21 protein-coding genes are annotated in these 17,473 nt (G+C 44.8%); 2 read left to right on the forward strand and 19 right to left on the reverse strand.

The features are described 5' to 3' along the window. Window positions 1-606 precede the first annotated feature (606 nt). Window positions 607-1,923, forward strand: a complete 1,317-nt coding sequence (locus CI960_RS05990; protein WP_007482643.1) for a DUF4099 domain-containing protein — start codon at window positions 607-609, stop codon at window positions 1,921-1,923. Window positions 1,924-1,949: 26 nt separating this feature from the next. Next, window positions 1,950-4,037, forward strand: coding sequence for a type IA DNA topoisomerase (gene topB / locus CI960_RS05995; protein WP_032588335.1), 2,088 nt, complete (start codon window positions 1,950-1,952; stop codon window positions 4,035-4,037). A gap of 97 nt (window positions 4,038-4,134) precedes the next feature. Here the strand turns inward: topB and CI960_RS06000 are convergent, their stop codons facing one another. From CI960_RS06000 to CI960_RS06095, 19 genes are all read right to left on the reverse strand, one after another. Then, complete coding sequence (locus CI960_RS06000) at window positions 4,135-4,653, reverse strand: dihydrofolate reductase family protein (protein ID WP_004326099.1); 519 nt, start codon at window positions 4,651-4,653, stop codon at window positions 4,135-4,137. 408 nt (window positions 4,654-5,061) lie between these two features. After that, complete coding sequence (locus tag CI960_RS06010) at window positions 5,062-7,134, reverse strand: bifunctional DNA primase/helicase (protein WP_007565634.1); 2,073 nt, start codon at window positions 7,132-7,134, stop codon at window positions 5,062-5,064. Continuing rightward, on the reverse strand, window positions 7,097-7,525 hold the full coding sequence (locus CI960_RS06015) for a helix-turn-helix domain-containing protein (RefSeq protein WP_007482646.1): 429 nt from the start codon (window positions 7,523-7,525) through the stop codon (window positions 7,097-7,099). Before CI960_RS06015 ends, CI960_RS06010 begins: the two co-directional genes overlap by 38 nt. Before the next feature lie 35 nt (window positions 7,526-7,560). Then, complete coding sequence (locus tag CI960_RS06020; protein WP_007482647.1) at window positions 7,561-8,463, reverse strand: RteC domain-containing protein; 903 nt, start codon at window positions 8,461-8,463, stop codon at window positions 7,561-7,563. Between the two features lie 31 nt (window positions 8,464-8,494). After that, complete coding sequence (locus CI960_RS06025; protein WP_032535963.1) at window positions 8,495-9,337, reverse strand: AraC family transcriptional regulator; 843 nt, start codon at window positions 9,335-9,337, stop codon at window positions 8,495-8,497. Between the two features lie 28 nt (window positions 9,338-9,365). Next, the gene (locus CI960_RS06030; RefSeq protein ID WP_032535952.1) at window positions 9,366-9,824 is read right to left on the reverse strand and encodes a hypothetical protein; all 459 of its coding nucleotides are present in this window, start codon (window positions 9,822-9,824) and stop codon (window positions 9,366-9,368) included. Between the two features lie 22 nt (window positions 9,825-9,846). After that, window positions 9,847-10,314, reverse strand: a complete 468-nt coding sequence (locus CI960_RS06035) for a hypothetical protein (protein WP_007482656.1) — start codon at window positions 10,312-10,314, stop codon at window positions 9,847-9,849. Window positions 10,315-10,376: 62 nt separating this feature from the next. Then, window positions 10,377-10,955, reverse strand: a complete 579-nt coding sequence (locus CI960_RS06040) for a hypothetical protein (RefSeq protein WP_007482658.1) — start codon at window positions 10,953-10,955, stop codon at window positions 10,377-10,379. A 38-nt stretch (window positions 10,956-10,993) separates the two neighbouring features. Continuing rightward, the gene (locus tag CI960_RS06045; RefSeq protein WP_007482659.1) at window positions 10,994-11,587 is read right to left on the reverse strand and encodes a hypothetical protein; all 594 of its coding nucleotides are present in this window, start codon (window positions 11,585-11,587) and stop codon (window positions 10,994-10,996) included. Between the two features lie 72 nt (window positions 11,588-11,659). Next, the gene (locus CI960_RS23880) at window positions 11,660-12,052 is read right to left on the reverse strand and encodes a hypothetical protein (protein WP_007482662.1); all 393 of its coding nucleotides are present in this window, start codon (window positions 12,050-12,052) and stop codon (window positions 11,660-11,662) included. Window positions 12,053-12,131: 79 nt separating this feature from the next. Beyond that, complete coding sequence (locus CI960_RS06055) at window positions 12,132-12,464, reverse strand: hypothetical protein (protein ID WP_032535954.1); 333 nt, start codon at window positions 12,462-12,464, stop codon at window positions 12,132-12,134. Next, entirely contained in the window at window positions 12,454-12,858 is a 405-nt protein-coding gene (locus CI960_RS06060) for a hypothetical protein (protein WP_032535956.1), read from the reverse strand. Before CI960_RS06060 ends, CI960_RS06055 begins: the two co-directional genes overlap by 11 nt. Window positions 12,859-12,936: 78 nt before the next feature. Further along, complete coding sequence (locus CI960_RS06065; protein WP_032535957.1) at window positions 12,937-13,524, reverse strand: hypothetical protein; 588 nt, start codon at window positions 13,522-13,524, stop codon at window positions 12,937-12,939. A gap of 99 nt (window positions 13,525-13,623) precedes the next feature. Continuing rightward, complete coding sequence (locus CI960_RS06070) at window positions 13,624-14,145, reverse strand: hypothetical protein (RefSeq protein ID WP_007480238.1); 522 nt, start codon at window positions 14,143-14,145, stop codon at window positions 13,624-13,626. Window positions 14,146-14,154: 9 nt separating this feature from the next. After that, window positions 14,155-14,856, reverse strand: coding sequence for a PoNe immunity protein domain-containing protein (locus CI960_RS06075; RefSeq protein ID WP_007480240.1), 702 nt, complete (start codon window positions 14,854-14,856; stop codon window positions 14,155-14,157). A 72-nt stretch (window positions 14,857-14,928) separates the two neighbouring features. Next, a complete protein-coding gene (locus CI960_RS06080) occupies window positions 14,929-15,372 on the reverse strand; it encodes an Imm12 family immunity protein (protein ID WP_005787127.1) in 444 nt (147 codons plus the stop codon). An 82-nt stretch (window positions 15,373-15,454) separates the two neighbouring features. Next, the gene (locus tag CI960_RS06085; RefSeq protein WP_032535959.1) at window positions 15,455-16,045 is read right to left on the reverse strand and encodes a T6SS immunity protein Tdi1 domain-containing protein; all 591 of its coding nucleotides are present in this window, start codon (window positions 16,043-16,045) and stop codon (window positions 15,455-15,457) included. 52 nt (window positions 16,046-16,097) lie between these two features. Continuing rightward, a complete protein-coding gene (locus tag CI960_RS06090) occupies window positions 16,098-16,520 on the reverse strand; it encodes a hypothetical protein (protein ID WP_004329681.1) in 423 nt (140 codons plus the stop codon). 27 nt (window positions 16,521-16,547) lie between these two features. Continuing rightward, window positions 16,548-17,015, reverse strand: a complete 468-nt coding sequence (locus tag CI960_RS06095; protein ID WP_175414012.1) for a hypothetical protein — start codon at window positions 17,013-17,015, stop codon at window positions 16,548-16,550. Window positions 17,016-17,473 lie beyond the last annotated feature (458 nt).

Consider the following 17,473-nt stretch of genomic DNA (forward strand, 5'->3'; position numbering starts at 1 on the left):
AAATGATATTTCAAAGTGTACTGAATAACAGAAAATGGCAAAAATAGAGAAAAACAGAAAATATTCAAATGACTGATAATAAGAAAGATGAATTATTTTTATTCTATAATCTCCATGTCTTGTATCGGCATTGGCATTGGGTGGTAAAGAAGCAATAGATAACATCCATATTCTAAAAACTATTCCCTACATAGAAATGTCACTCCAATCTATCGGGGATTTGAAACGAGTGCAATAACAGATTACTAACGAAGCGCGATGACGCTTAAACAGTGTTCCCCGCTAATCCATTAAAGGGTTCACATATGGTTCATACTCGAATGATTTTCTTTTGCAAAATATGCAAATTACTTGAGTTTTAGCTATTTCAAAAAACGACCAAAGGGTTCACAAAGGGTTCATCGAAAGAGAGTGAAATCATTCACTCTCTTTTTTTATGCCCTTTTCAATTCTGCAACCAATGGTTGCGGAATTTCATCCCACCCGGACAAATCGGGACACCGCAGGACAAATTCGGACAGCCCTTGCCGCCCGTCCAAATATAGCATATTTAGTCGCTACCTTTGGGCGGGACTATTCCCGTAACCGCTAAAATTTCAATTATTTATGGCAAACAGAATGACCCCGCCCGCAGAGGGGCAGGAAAAAGACGTGCTGCTGGTCTTGGATAAACAGCAGGGAAAGGTGAGTGCCGTTAAGGGTATTGACAAGGAGGGCAATTTGCAGACCGTACCGCCAACACACGGTGGCGAGTTCATGCAGGTGGACAAGAACAGCGATGTGTTCAGCAACTTCATTTCCAACTTCTACCGCAAGTATCAGGACACTTCCGGGCTGGAACTGTTCAGCGTCAAGGCTTCCGAAGCGGAGCGGGACGCAAAGGCAATCGAGGAAAACCACCGCAACCCTACACCGGAGGGCGACAAGCGGGCTGAAATGCTTCGAGTTCCGAAGCCCGACTTCCACGAGTTCAAGCAGGGTTACCGCTTCGACCCGGCAAAAATCGACTGGGAGAACCTGAAAAAAGTCGGCATCACCGCCGACACCCTGAAAAACACGAAGGACTTCGACCGGGTGATGCGTGGCTACAAGTCCCGAAATACCTACACCGTTTCGGGGACGGTGGGCGGCTTCTACCTCAAACCTACCGATGTCAAGCTCTCTTTCTATCAGGCAAAGGACGGCACGGTAGTACCCAAGCTGCACGGCGTGCAGCAGGACGAAAAGCTGTTGCAACGCCCGTTCCATGAACACGGGTTCACCAAGCAGGAACAGGGCAACTTGCAAGGCACTGGCAACTTGGGCGGCATCGCTGAAATCAAAGACCCGAAAAGCGGCGAGCAAATCCCCGTGTTTGTCAGCCGGGACAGGTACACGCACGAACTGGAATACATGCGGGCTGACAAATGGAAATGCCCCGATACAATCTGTAACGTGCAAGTCAGCCCGGAACAGAAAGCCGCCTTTGAAGCCGGGCAAGCGGTGAAAATGGAAAACCTGCAATTCAGGGACGGCACGAAGCGCAGTGCCTATTTGCAGGTCAGTGCGGTGGAGCGTGGCTTGGAGTTCCTGCCCCGTGCCGCCGTCCAGTTCTTGCAGCAGGGGCAGCAGCCCGCAGAACAGCAGGTAGCCGGGCTAAAGGACGGCAAGGGCGTTGAGTTCAACGGTCATGTACAGCCCGGCGCACAGGGCAAATCCCACGACAAGGTGCAGCCGAAAGACGTTACCCCCGCCGCCGAGAACCGGACGCAGGTAGCGGTCAATTCCGGGGGCAAGACCAACGAAGCCACCAAGCAGGGCAAAGAGCCGTTGAAACAGGGTCAGGACAAGCCCACCCCCAAGCAGAAAGAGAAGCAGGAGAAAGCGCAGGACAAGAGCCTGAAAGCTGACAAGCCCAAGAAGTCCAGAGGAATGAAAATGTAATATCCACCATTAAAAAGTAAAGAATTATGATTGCATTGATAGCAGAAAAGCCCAGCGTGGCAAAGGACATCGCCCGCATCATCGGTGCGACCGGGCGTAATGACGGTTATCTTTCCGGCAACGGGTATATGGTGACATGGGCGTTCGGCCACTTAATCCAGCTTGCCATGCCGGAAGCCTACGGCGTGGCGAACTTCCGCAGGGAGAGCCTGCCCATACTGCCGCCCGATTTCCAGCTAATCCCCCGTCAGGTGAAAGCGGAGAAAGGGTACAAGGCAGACCCCGGCGTGCTGAAACAGTTGAAAGTGATAAAGGAAGTGTTCGACCAGTGCGACCGGATTATTGTCGCCACCGATGCCGGGCGTGAGGGTGAGTTAATCTTCCGCTATATCTTCCATTACCTGAACTGCCGGAAACCATTTGTGCGCCTGTGGATAAGCAGCCTTACCGACAAGGCAATCCGTGAGGGGCTGGATAACTTGCAGCCGGGAGAGCGTTACGATAACCTTTACCTCTCTGCCAAGTCCCGCAGCGAAGCGGACTGGCTGATAGGGATAAACGCCACCCAAGCGTTGAGCGTAGCTGCCGGGCAGGGGGTGTTCTCGCTGGGCAGGGTACAGACACCCACGCTCGTGATGATATGCGGCCGCTATTTGGAGAACAGGAATTTCGTACCCGCCAAGTTTTGGCAACTCAAAGCGGTGACCGCCAGCGGGGGAATAAATTTTACCGCCCAATCGACCGCCAAGTGGGAACAGCAGCCCGAAGCCATAGCCGCCCTGCAACGGGTAAAGGATGCCGGGCAACTTGTGGTTAAATCCGTTGAGAGGAAAGAAGCCTGCCAAGAACCGCCGCTTTTGTACGACCTTACCACGCTGCAAAAGGAAGCGAACACGAAGCTGAACTTCTCGGCTGACAAGACGCTTTCCATAGCGCAAAGCCTGTATGAAAAGAAAGTGATGTCCTATCCCCGAACCGGAAGCCGCTATATCCCGGAGGACGTTTTCGATGAAATGCCGGAACGTGTCGCCCTGCTGGGGCAATACTCCCGCTTTGCCGGGTATGCCGCCGGGCTGGACGGCACACCCCTGAACCGCCGCAGCGTGAATGACGGCAAAGTGACCGACCACCACGCCTTAATCATTACCGAGAACCTGCCCGGCGAACTTTCCAAAGACGAGCGGGCGGTTTACGAGCTGGTAGCCGGGCGTATGCTGGAAGCCTTTTCGGGCAAGTGCGTGAAAGACGTTACCACCGCCTTGCTGTCAGGGGGAGATACCGACTTTACGGTGAAAGGGTCTGTGATGAAAGAAGCCGGGTGGCGTGCCGTGTTCGGCGAGCCGGAAACGGGCGGGGATGAAGAAGCCGCCAGCCTGCCGCCACTCCAAGAGGGAGAATATTTGCCACTCTCCGGCGTGGATCTGCTCGAAAAGCAGACCAAGCCGAAACCGCTGCACACGGAAAGCAGCCTGTTGGCGGCAATGGAGAACGCAGGCAGGGAACTGGAAGATGCCGAACTGAAAGCCAGCCTGAAAGATGTCGGGATAGGCACGCCCGCCACCCGTGCGGCGATTATCGAAACGCTGTTCGCCCGCCAGTACATCGTGCGTGAGAAGAAGAACCTTGTGCCTACCGACAAGGGGCTTGCCGTTTATGGGATTGTCAAGGACAAGAAGATTGCCGATGTCGAAATGACGGGCATGTGGGAAACCGCCCTTGCCAAGATAGAAGCGGGCAGCATGGATGCCGACACGTTCCGAAAGGGCATCGAGGTGTACGCAACGCAAATCACCGCAGAACTGCTATCGGTGCAGCTATCTGTCGCTACTGGTGAAACCTGCCCCTGCCCGAAATGCGGCAGCGGGCGCATCCTGTTCTACCCGAAAGTGGCGAAGTGTTCCAACGTGGACTGCACGCTTACCATATTCCGCAACAAGTGCGACAAGCAGCTTTCCGACAAGCAGATTGTCGAGCTGGTGACTAAACGCAAGACCGGGCTAATCAAGGGCTTCAAGGGCAAGAACGGCAAGGCTTTCGATGCTTCGCTGGTACTGGACGAGCAGTTCAATGTCGGTTTTTCATTCCCCGAAAAGAAAGCGAAACCGAAGAAATAGCCTATCTTTGCCGCTGAAATTTCATTGTGATAGGTTTTACAGCTTATAATAATTGAAATTTTAGTGGTTGCGCCCGGAGGGAAACCGGGCGCATTTTTTATATGTTCCCGCCAAACAGGTAGGTCGAACAGACCACCCCGTTATCCAGCACCCTGCTTTCCGAGAGCTTCCACAGCGAGCCGGATGTTTCCCCGACAAAACCGATGCCTTTGCCCGCCATGACCGGGACGGTGTAGATTGTCAGGCTGTCCAGCAGTCCGGCTTTAATCAATGAAGTAAGCAGCTTGCCGCCACCCACCACCAGCATGTCGGTTTCCTGTTTCAGTTCATAGACCCTTTGCAGCGGTTCTTCGGTCAGGAACTCCACCCCGCAGTCCGGTGTAACGTTGGTGTCGTAGTGTGACACCACAAAAGACCGTTTGCTTTTGTGCGGCCACCCGCCCCAGTGTTCAAAGATGTAGTTGTAGGTGTTCGCCCCCATAAGCAGGCAGCTTGCGGCGGCGTGTTCCCTTGCCGCCAGTTCCTTGACCTCACGGGGCATCCAGTCCAGTTCATAGTCCGGCGTGGCGGTATGCCCGTCCAGCGATACGGCGATGTGCGCTTTGATTTGTTCCATATTGTCAGGTATTAAAGTGATATAAATCCCTACTGTCTTGGCACGTTAGCCGCAACCCCAAAAAAGAAAGCGTGGCATGACGCTGTTTCAAAGTAGAGGTACTGGCATACCCAAATGTGGAAACAGTGCAGCCACGCTATGACAAACGCATAGCATATCCTGCGCTGAATATCCCCACATTTTGAAAAGTGCCAGTTTTCTACTTTGGGACGTTCGGCGAACGTATATGTTATATATAAAGGCAATATTCCGGCAACCGCCGTCCAACTGCCGTTACTTTTCCGTGTAACTTCTGCAAAGTTAAGCAAATACCCTGAAAAATCACGTGCAAACAGAAAAAATCCTGCCGTGTTATCACAACAGGGCAGGACACAAGCACCTAAAAATACACAAGTTCAGCCCATACGCCTACGGGCAGCTTGCGTTCCTTTGAAGATGATATGAACCGATGACAAAACAGCTTTGGTTCGCCGTGTCTTTGGTGATGATGTCCCTTTCCCGCATGAAGCGGATATAGCTCTTTGCGGTGCGCTCCTTGATGTCCAATACCTGCTGCAACTGCTCGCAAAGGTCTATGTAGGTGATGCGTGTCTGCCGCCCGAAGATGTCATGTGCGACATTCACCAGTTCCCTTTCCTTGCGTTTCTCCTTTTCCTCACGGGGCTTCTCGCCCTTGTACACGTGCATCCCGGCTTCCTTGTCCCATGCAAAGAGCATCAGCGGCACGTCCAGCGGGCTTCCGTCCCTTACTTTCAGGGCTTTCACCACCGACTGGGCGGGTTCATCGTCTTTCTCTATCGAAAGGATTGTAGCCGCCTTGCGCTGCAACTCGCTGCCCAAATGTCCCCGCAGCTTCAAACCGTTGGGGACGAAATGCAGCACGCACAGAATACACGTGTTGTAGATGCCAGCCAGCCGATAAAGTTCATCTATCACCGCCACGCTTTCCGCTTCATCGTTGGCACTCTTAACAAGGTCGGCGATGCCGTCAATGACGACCAACTGGATGCCGCCGTACTGGTAGTAGAACTTATCCATGCTCTGCACAATGGCGTTCAAGCGTTCTTTGCGTGACATACCCGTCAGGCAGAACGCTTTGAGTTCATCGGGTTTGTCCGGCTGTTTGGCACGTGCCAGCAGGTTGCTTACATTCTTGAACAGTTGCACTTCCGATTGCTCGGTATCGTAAAGCAAGACCGCCTTGTGCCTGCCGTTGGCGGTTATCTGTATGCCCAGCGTATCTACTTCCGCACCAGCCGGGCAGATGCAGCCCGCCACGATTGCGGCTACATAATTGCTCTTTCCCGTTCCCTCGCCCCCGGTGATGCCGAACAGGTTGCCTTGTGTCCCCAGCGGAACGTCACCCGCCGAAATAATCTCTTGTGCTTTGGCGGGCGGGTTGTTGAAATCTATCTCGCATGATTTTAGCATAATCAATGTGTCGCTATACAGGTTGTCTAAAAATTCGATAAACAGCTTCAGGAAATCTTCACGGGTGTTCCCGGCTTTGAAGTAGTCGGATATGTCCTTTTCCTCTTTCGTTCCCGGAAGCGGGAGCAGCAGGCGTTTCACGCCAAATTCTTCCAATAGTTTTTCCTGCTTGCATGAACTTTCCCTGCCCGTCTTGTCCATGTCAAAGAGCAGGACGATGTGCTTGAAGCGGAACGTCAGCCGATAGACCAGCGTGGGAGGGATAGTCACCGTTTCGCTGTTGAAGCAGATAGCGTGAAAACCGTGCGCCGCCAGCGAAAGCACGTCTTTCTCGCCGCCCGTGATGAATAGCGTGTCGCCTTTGGCTGGCAGTTGTTCCAGCCCGAAACTGTAGTTCTCGCCGAAGCTGCCGCCGTAGAGGAAGCGGGGCGTGGAGAACGGGCGGTACAGCTTGATGTGCTGTTTGCCCTTGTAGCCGTACATGGGTTCTGCCACCGATGAAGTGTAGGTGTACGGTTTGCCCTCTGCCGTTTCGCTGTGATACTCCCGGAGCGAGCAGACCTTGTAACGTTCCAGCAGTTCGGGCGTGATGCCGTACTGTTGCCAGTACACCAGTTCGGCAAGCGGGAACTTCTGTTCCCGGAACTGGTAGGGCTTGACGGGCTTTTCGGACGTTTCTTCGGGTTTGTCCGGCACTGCCCGGCGGACGGTTGCCGGGGGAACGGAAACCGGAGTGCCGGAAGCCAGCCCCAAACCCAAGTCCCGGTCGATGATTTCCAGTATCTCCACGAAGTCAGCCGCCCGGTTGCAGTCCAGCCCCTTTAACTGCCCCACGAGGAAGAAACAGTCGCCGCTATAACTGTCGTTGCCGAAGTCTTTCATCTTGTAGATACCGCCCCGGCGGTCGAAGTAGATGTTGCAGGAAGCCTTGCTGTCCTCGTACAGCGGGTTAAGGAAGTTGCGACCTATGCGCCAGTTTCCGGGCAGGTAGTGTTTGAACACCGCCAGCCCGTTACTTGTCCTTTCTAAGATTTCCTCTTTCCTTAGCATACAACTGGTGGTTGGTTATCAGGTTGTCGATGTTCTCCTTGTTGCTCCTTATCAGGCGTTCTTCCAGCATCCGGCGTATCTCGCTGACCTTGTAGAAGTAGCGTCCCCTGATGTTGGAATAGGCGATAGTCCCCGACACCCGCAGGCGTTGCAGGGTCTTTTCGCTTATTTTCAGGAACGTGCAGACCTCGTAGCTGTCCACCCACATGTCTTCCTCGCTTTGCCTTGCCGTTTCCATGTGGTTGAAGATGTAGTCGGCAATGGCGGTAATCTTGTTGTCCAGTTCCTTGTAGGCTTTGGACTCGAATGTTATTATTTCCATAACGGTAACTGATTGATTTGCCGCAAAGTTCGGGTGTCCTGAAAAATAAAACGCCACAGATGTACCCACCTGTGGCGAAATAAATTTTGTTAAAGCACGGTTGCCTAATCCTGCTCCCTCATGCGCATCAGCAACCTGTCTTTCAGGGTGGAGAGGAAGCCCGTTCGGTCTTTGGTCTTGGCTTTTAGTTCCATGTAGGTGTGGTAGAAGTCGCCGAGGTCTATGTCGAACACGTATTCAAAGTAGGCTACAATCTCCTTAATATCAACCGTTCCCTTGTTCAGACAGCCGCAGGCGTCCAGTGCGTAGATAAGTTCCACCAACGCCCTTTTCGTCCCCGTCCAGCGCAACAGCCTGCCCATGAAGCCGTTCTTCACCCGCTTGCGCTGTTCCCGGCGTTCCAGCTCGTGCAGACGGTTGGTGAGGTATATTTCCAGCAGTTCGTTGGCTAAAATCTTGGCTACCTTGAAATCGTGACTGGTGCTGAACTGTGGGTCTGTTTCGTAATAGAAACTGTCCACGATGATTTGTATGTCAGGCTTCCCACGTATGAAATACTGCCTGTCCAAGTAGGTGGCTTTCGTTCGGTGGTACTGGTAGAACGCCAAGTTCCGCTGGAACGACCTTGAAATCCGGTCGGTTTCCGACAGCAGGTAGTCCCGCTGCACGTCCTCGCTGCCGCTGGGGAAGCGCACCTCTATCTTGTAAACGGTATTGTAATAGATGATTTTGCTCGCTAAAAGCGGTTTCAGTTCCTTGAAGAAGTGTATTTCTTCTTCCGTGCTGGCGAACGGGTAGGAGATTATAAAGGTTTTGAGTTCGCCCAGTATCTCTTGCAGGTAGTCCACGCATAGGCGGCAGAGCGTCAGCGTGTCCGCTGCGGTGTCCTCGTATTCCTGTATCTGCCATTCCACTTTTTGAAGCAGTCCGGCGAAGTATGTTTCCAACGGTATCTTATGTTCCATAACCTTGTGCTTATCTTTTATGAAGCACAAAGTTACGGGCATAAAAAATCAGTTTTATTCTTGATTTTTCACATTACGTTCTTGTAACTGTGCATTTTCTTGTTTCCTGCGCTTTTCTGCGTATTTCTCCGGGGGTATCTAAAAGATACGCCTTGCAGAAGTCGTTCAGGTTCGATGTCGATGCGAACCCGGTGGTGAACGCCACTTCGGTAAGCGTGAGGTTTGTGTTCAACAGGTAGTGTTCCACGTCCTTTACCCGTTCCTTTATCACCCATTCCTTAGCCGTGTACCCGGTCATTTTCTTTACCTTTCGCCGGAACGAGCCGTATTCCATGCCGCATTTGTCCGCCAGTTTCTCGGCATCATAGACCATGTAGCCTTTCAGACGTACCATTTCGGTGAACGTCTGCCTGCCCAGTTCCGGCAGCATCCGTTCGGCGTGGCGCAGTTCCTTTTCCGTCACCAGCAGTCGGTTGCCCCTTACCGGGTTTCTCCGCAGCAGGTGGAAAGCGTGGCATACCGTGTTGTACACGTTGCAGAGGTACTGCCGTCCCGGTCGCATCCAGTGGAGCGCATCGCAGTAGGCGGTCAGTTCGGGTATCTCGTCCCGCTTGCGGTGCTGTTCCGCCAGTTCGTCAAGTATGGCGTAATGGGTGGTGGACATACCCAGCAGGATAATGATTGCCTTGTAGTCCTTGTATGCCGCCAGTGTCGGCGTTTCCGGCAGGCTTTTGAGCGTGTCGCACACGTGGGCGCACAGCCGCCCGTCCTTGCTGAACGGTTCAAGTTCCAAGTAGTTGTCCATTTTCCGGCTGTTGTGCAGCAGCCATGTTACCTTTTCGTCCAGTTCCTTGCAGGACGCTTCCAACTCCGCTTCGGGAGCGGGAAGCAATAATGATGTAATCCGTTGTTCCATATCTGATGTTTTATATATGAATGACATATCATTTGTTCCACCTCACGCAATCCGTCCAACCCCATTCATCGAACAGCCATGTTTCTAAGAAGAAAAGTACAAAGGGCAGCAGGAACAGAAAATATGCCTGTACTGCGCTGATATGCTTAGAGCGGCGGTAGCGGTTCAACAATGCCTGTACACGGGCTTTCCTGTATCGTGCAAGAATAAATACACAAATAAGCAAAAACATTGCACCTAAATAGCCAAGATGTAAGGACGACCATTCCGGTACACTGTTAATCAGGAGAAAGTTGCCGGGCAGAACTACTACCCACCACCAATACCAAAACAGCAGTATAAAACCTGACATCCGCCCTATCTTCTTGCCCCAAACCTCTCCCTTGAAATATAGGTAGTCAAAAAAATAGTATCTGTAATTCGTCCGGTTTGCACGTTGCTTCACTCGTTCAAAATAGTTATCTGTATTTTTTATTCCTTTATTCATAATGGCTTGGAAAGGAACGCCGTCAGATGCTATCTTTCGTTGTTACTAACTTATTTACAAATCCCAATCCGGTGAATAAACACCCAATCCCAATAAGGGGATAAACAATGCCACATAAGACTGCAAGCATATTCAATCCTCGTTCATCTCCCGTGAAGCCGTCTAAACAAACAGCTTGCAATATGAAGTTTGTAATTTGCCAATCCAATAAACTTTGGTCTATACAGATAAAGGCAAGCCACAAAAGGATAGAGCAACATTCCAAACCCAACAATAACATTATGGTTTTAGGCTGCATTGCATATAGTTTATAGACCTTGTAGATTACCAGTATATCTATTATTACAAGCATACCCAAAAGACAATATTCCATAATGCCATATATTCCGAACAGACGACCAAAGCCTAAGCCACCACAAAATAATGTTATGGCTATCAGCAAAGCACTGAAAGCTGTCAATGCTATTATGGATTGAACAGTTTTATTCATCGCACTATTGTTAATGGTTAGCAGGGAACGGCTTGTCCGTTATCCTGCGTTGTTAGCTGTATCTATTTTAGAAAATCCAAATCAAAATAATATTGATTGTCATTCTTCGGATTTATGTAAATCGTTGCCACTCCATAATATTGCAATAGCATTTCCAATGAAACTTTTTCCTTCAAAATTGCATCACTGCGAAATGTTTTTGTCTTTCCTTTGTATGGGGTGGTGTACGTCACGGTGCATATTGCAGTGGACACTACTTGTTCACTATGATAAATGTCAGGAAACAAAGAGCCGCTAACACCATTCCAAAACTGGGTTTCCCATGAATTGAATACCTTAAAGACTGGCTCTTGCATCCTTGACTTCTTGCTACTCCATTTCTGCGCACTGACTTTACATTGGCTTAAATCAACCGATAATCGTGTTCCATGCTTTTTTATCTGTTTGATTGCCTGCCTTGCTCTATATCTACGAATAGCAGCACCTATAAGATTGTGATTTAACCATACAAGCAATAAAACCACTCCCGGTATTCCAATGGCATACCACCTTCCGGCAAAACAAATGCCCACACCGAATACATAAATCCAAATAAAAATAAATCCAAGTATTCTCAATATTTTATTCTCATAGATTTTCATGTCATATAATTACAGCTAATGCTTAGAAAGGAGCATCGTTAGATGCTATCTTTCGTTATTAGATATCTATTGCCCTTTCTCGCTTGAGGATATGGAACTAAAGTTGCCTTTATAATTCGATTATTACAGTTAAATGGTACATAAGCCACTTTACTATCAATACTTAATGTGTCGTTTAGCTGTTTCAAATGGGAGTGCTCATTTTGTAATAAAACTTCCGTTTTTGAAAAGTCCACAGAACTGCATATCGGATAGAAACCGGAAAAACAAGTAGGCGTTATGTAAGCTGCTTGATTTTCATAATCAAAGAACAGGAAACGGTTTCCGTCTGCCACATTATCATACACAGCAAAGCAATCAAACTTTCTCACTCCATTGATTGTATAGCTTTGCACGAAGTCAATATTGCTATCATCTACCGCTTTCAACTCAAAAATGACCTTCTTTTCATCGTGCTGATTAAAACACAGCCTATATAGAGTTTCAAATTCTGTTTTTTCTGTTTCTATATAAAGGGTATCTTGTTCAGTCAAAAAATGATACTTTACTGAATTTTGTTCCACATAGCCGTTTTTCGCTATAACATAGCTAAGTGGGAAAAGGAACAAACAATACAATACAAATATTCTCATGTCTTTATATCTAATGATTAGAAAGGAGCATCGTCAGATGCTATCTTTCGTTGTTACTAACTTATTAAATCTTTATTGTATAATTTTTAGCCAATGACGATGTGTTATTATAAAATAAAGTAATACAACCAAAATGGGATAAATCATCCATGATATGAAGGAAGAAACCTTTTGGCTATTAAATATCAGAGGTTTACTCCTTATAATTTCCATACCTTTTTTCCTTTTGATATAATACGAACAGAATGTCTTGTATAATAAAACATAGATTATGATGAAAAACACAAAAGGGGTTTTATAATTGAAATTCTCCTCTATCAGTAGATATGCCAATACTATAACAGGAAGAAATAATATTCCACATATTATCTGTATCGTCCGCTCATGTGGATTTTCCAATATAAATTTATCCCTATTAAATATGAATATCTGATAATACATCGCATCTAAAATGAATTTTATCATAAAGAGTTATTCGTATTGTTAGTAATGGCTTGGCGGGGAACGGCGTTAGTCCGTTATCCCGGCTTGTTATGAACTTACTTTACCCCTTGTGCCTTTTATAATTTGCATAGCGAGCATTTAGAGTGTCCCGCCATTCTTGGCTTGGGCAAGAGTTTATTAACTGAATATACTTATTCTCATCATCAACGCAAACAGACTCTACAAGTTTTAATAAACTCCACTGCAAATCATAAAAAGCATTTTCAGGAAAGATTTGTACCAACACCATAGCTTCATCAAATGATATGGGAAGTTGTATTTGTTCTAATAAGGCATCATAAGTATTTACTAATTCATCAATACTCTCTGTATCATTGATGCTTTCATTAGGCATACGACCCAAATCTTTCAACTGTAAAATTTCATTTCTCATATCGTGTACTAATTCTATATTCTTCATATTCAAGAAACGCAGTATCAACATCTCTTTCTAATAGGTAGTAGAAACAATCTTGTATCATATCAACCCATTTTATGATTTGCTTTTGCTGCTCTTGTGTAACAAAATCAGCCCCGTCAATCCACCTCTTACCCAAATGTATAATGCTATACACATCACTTAATAGGGTTTGTTTGATTGTCGGCTTCATAAAATCATCCGCAAGAACTTTAAGACATTCCATTATCTCGATAAAATTACACTCATATAGTTTCCCTTGAAATGGACGAAGTGAACCAAGAAATCCATTTTCCCATTTCTCATTTTCTATATCATTGTTTCTACAAGAATGGAAACTTAATAAAGTATATGCTTCTTCCTTTGTCATTGCGTTTCTGTTCAATTATTGATAATGGGTTGTGAATAGCAGACCGTTAGGGCAGCTCATTCGCTTGTTACCAACTTTTTATAAACATCCATCATTATAAGATTTCAAGAACTCATCAATCAATGATTTCGGATTACTTCTTGTAGTCCACATAATAGGTAAGTCGTAATATTCCAATTCGTGAACAATGACAGGAACTTCTTTACCTAATTGCTCTTTTATGACACCTTTTTTATGAAGTTCTTGAATAACAGAAATGATAATATCCATAAAGACCGACTGCATTTGGTCGTCTTGTTCATCCAACTTATTTTCTTCTCCATTTTTTTCGGCTCTCGAATACTCTTGTTGAGTATAGAATAAATTGGCTTCTTTAAAATACAGACGGAGATTCTTATCATTGCCGCCAATAGTACCCACTTCGTTTTGTAGCCAAAAAGCATAATTCCATTTGGCTTCCATTAAACTACTGGCATTCCTTTTTGCTACTTCCACTTGAGTTAAAGTGTTATAGCCTATTGTAATAACAGGACATCGGGGGTCGTCTTCAAGATTATCTTTCCAAAAGGAAATAGCATAGATATCTTTGATGTTTTGTTTCCCCATTTTCTTAATCGCTTTTTCTGCTTTTGTATAAAAGCTTTCAAATAATGTTTCTCTATTCATGATTTATATATTTTAGTTGGTAATGGTTTAGCAGGGAACGGCTTGTCCGTTATCCTGCTTCGTTAACATCATATTTTATTCTCATTCCAGTGTACCATATCAATACACCATAATAACAAGGTCTTTTTGCGCTTCAACGGCTTCATCGAAAATGAAATTCAAGTCGTCCATTTCCTGCTCGTAATCATAATCTCCGATACCGTTACCCTCTTGTAGTGAGGTGTATTCCGTCCGCTTGCTCTCCAAATCTGAAACGGGTATGCTGATGATATAGGGAAAATCACTGCTCAATGGAATAGGGATGAATGTACTTTGGCTATCCAATTGCCAAAGGTTTTCCGCACAGTAGATTTGCGTTCCATAATGGTTGCAAATCTTTTCATATACATACCCGTACATGAAAGCAATTTCGGGATAACGGATTTCTCCGTTCACTATATCTGCCAACGCTGCATAAGCATCTTTATCCGTGTTCAGGCTATCGCTGAAATAATCGTTCAGAGTGTCAAGTTCCTGCTTCAACGCAACCTTTAATTGGTTTATAAGCTGATTATCACAAGTTCCATAAACAGACTTTACCTTATCGGCTTCTGTCAAATATGCACAAACAGAGTAACTCATACCTTTTCTTCATTTAATATTGTCATTCCAGTGTACCATGTCGTATGGATAGTAGGGCAACCCTTTCAGGCTGCTATCATCCAGCCCCAAGACCTTGACCAATGCACCGCTTTCAAAACACCAATAACCGTCATGGTTGATACCATATTTATGGTCGTCATGCCAAGATAAATCAGAATGTCCTCGATACCATTCTTTTTTGAGGTATTTTTCCAATCGTTTCACCGCTTCTGCTTTGTCTTGTTCAGCCAACTCTGTAACAGTGATAGCAATTCGATAGGGTGACGGATATAATACTTGGTTTGTTGTCCTTTCCCAATCAGGAAATCTGTATCTAATCAATGTATCATAAATATAGTCTTTAGCTTCTCTGTCTTTTATCAGTTGCACCAGACCATGTATAAGGTCGTCTTCGTAATCCAACATAATGCCTATTGACAGAAGCCACAACATTTCAATATAAAATCCGTTGTCCGTCCAAAATCTCGGCATTGTTTTGAGGGCTTTCACATAATTGTTTTTCAGCTTATCAATATCCTGTCCCATAGAATACTGTACTAATAAATAACGAAGCCTATAATTGAACAAAGAATCGTAACCTATATGTTTTCCTGAAAGATGCATTTGTTCATAATAACTAATATCTTCATCATACATTTTCAGTTGCTTCAAATACTGTTCTTCTGTAAAAAGTTTATCTCTTGTTTCCATTATGGTACACTGCTTTTTGATGTTAATGGGTTGCAGCTTGCCGCCGTTAGGCGGAACAGGTGCTTGTTATTGCTATATTTCATTCACTATATCATTCATCTTTTTGCTGCAAATATCAACACAATGCTTGTATGAATTAATATCAAATGCGTACTTATATTTAGCCAATTTATTCAAAATCAAATCTCCATTTTTAATCATCAAACTTGTTATTGTAAAAATGAAATAGTTTAAATCTTTTTCCTTATTCCCAGTCCATTGTGTCCTGTCAATGCAAAAACTAACCACATATTCTTTTTTAACATTGTAATATCTTGGTTGATATATTCCTGTTCCGTTATAATAGGATGAAATATCACCATCAAAAAACAATGTTACCTTAAACATGGTAACAGCTTCATTTTCAAATGAAGTAAATGTATCTTTTATAATTTTCCTCATATTGCGCACAAAGGGACTTAAGGCTTTAGATGCATTAAGTTCTCCACCATATACTATATTTAATGTAAATTCCATACTTCCTTAATTAAGTTAGCAATAATGGTTAGCAGGGAACGGCTCGTCCGTTATCCTGCGTTGTTATCAACCAGTTCTATACTCAATATTTATCTGCAACTTCAAATTCACCGATTGTTTGTGTGCAGATGTCAATGTACGGAATAGTCTTGACTATCTTGATGTTTTCAATGTCCTCACTTCCTCCCATAGCCAACAGTAGGGAATACCCGAAACATTCGTCATTGTCGGGAGTTCCGAGTTTCTCTTGTATTACAGGATAATTTTCTAAGTCAAACCAACCTTTCAAGAAACTTTGATTTACCATTACCTTATTAAAAATTGCACGAAGATTGGCAGGAAGTATTAAATATGTTCCGTATCTGACATTCAGATAAACAACGTAATTATTCAGTCTTGGGTTCTTTACATAGGCAAAGACATCGCCGAAAGCCGTACACATGAATGGCAGAAACGATTTGTCATCTTCCTTCTCATAACAGGAGTTTATCACATCTTGGTAATCGGACGGATTGATAAGCTTAAACAGCCCATTACAATAACTGCCCAGCCCGACTTCCTGCCATAAAGTATTCAGTTCGGGGTAGGACAAATCGGCGTATTTGGCAATAAAAGTATCATCTACTGCCTGCCTCTTATTATTGAGGCTCTTTTCTAAAAATTCTTCGTACATATTTATGCGCTTTATGGTTGATAATGGTTTGGAAAGGAACACCATTCAGGGGTTATCTTTCCTTGTTACCAATGAATTTACTTTTATATATAGCGTACTCTACTGTGTAAGTAGCCAGCTTCACGCCCAAGAACATACCTACAAGCAATATATATGCTACTAAGCAATATTGATTATACAAGAGGTCTTTTAAGAATACAGGTATCAATAAGGCTATGATTGTAGCGTTCTGAAACCACTTCTGTACTTTCAATAAGAGGTTAATGTATAAATGATTTCCTATGTAATTGAACCCCCATTTATAATTATGCTGTTTCAGATAAGATAGTGAAAACCACAATCCTACAAGTGAAGCAATAAGGGCTACTCGCCACCATGCTCCCATGTATGGGAACATACCTTTTAAGAATGTCAGCAAAACAATACCTATTATGCTACATTCATATACTATTCTTACTTTTGTTACATCATTCATATATGTACGCTATTTGTTGGTAATGGTTCAGCAGGGAACGGCTTGTCCGTTATCCTGCTTCGTTAATAACTCTTTTCTTTTCAATAGATATGAAATACCTATTGCCAAGAACAAATAAGAAACAAGAATTTGGCTCGCCAACCATACAAAAATGAAATCATCAATATTGGGTGGAAGATATGCGTCATAAGGTGAATATTTAAGTCCACTCCAATATTCTTGCATTTTTTCTATTTTGAAATAGTAGGTATAAGACCATATATTGAAACACAATAGAATGGTTATCGAAATCGCTCTCAAGGCTATTTTATGCAAAATAATATCCAAAATTACAAACAATAACAATGCGACTATCAACAAGAACGCTTGTAAAAATGGAGTGAAATCCATTGTTCCATTTGTATCTACTATACATATAGACCACCTTAAAATACCTACTATTATTCCGAATAGGAGAAAATAGGCTGTATGGTATATCTTGTTTTTTATGTTCATCTTTAAGTTGTTATTAATGGTTCAGCAGGGAACGGCTTGTCCGTTATCCTGCTTCGTTAATGGTAAATTATATTTTTCCCTGTCTGTGCAATGCCTCTATGAAAAAGCAAGTAAAGGTTGCCACTATATATACAGTAAGTGCCCACACTCCAACTTTACGTTGCACAGAGTTTTCATCCTCATACTTGGTTATAATTCTTCTGTACCTTTTCTTGAAGAAAAATCTGCCACACAGCAATGCTATTAAACTGCCTTCAATGATATAGTATTGAGTATCGGACGGATAATCAATGATTCCGTATTGGGTTAATATACCCCATGCGGTTAATACATTTGTACTTAACATGACCGAAAACAAAAGCATTGCCAAAAATGTGGCTCCTTCCGATACAGAAGAATGAAGCCATAATCTATAAAACCTATAATATAAATAGTCTATCATATACCTTATTACCATT

The organism is Parabacteroides sp. CT06 (assembly GCF_002257605.1).
In the GTDB taxonomy this organism is placed as follows: Bacteria; Bacteroidota; Bacteroidia; order Bacteroidales; family Tannerellaceae; genus Parabacteroides; species Parabacteroides distasonis.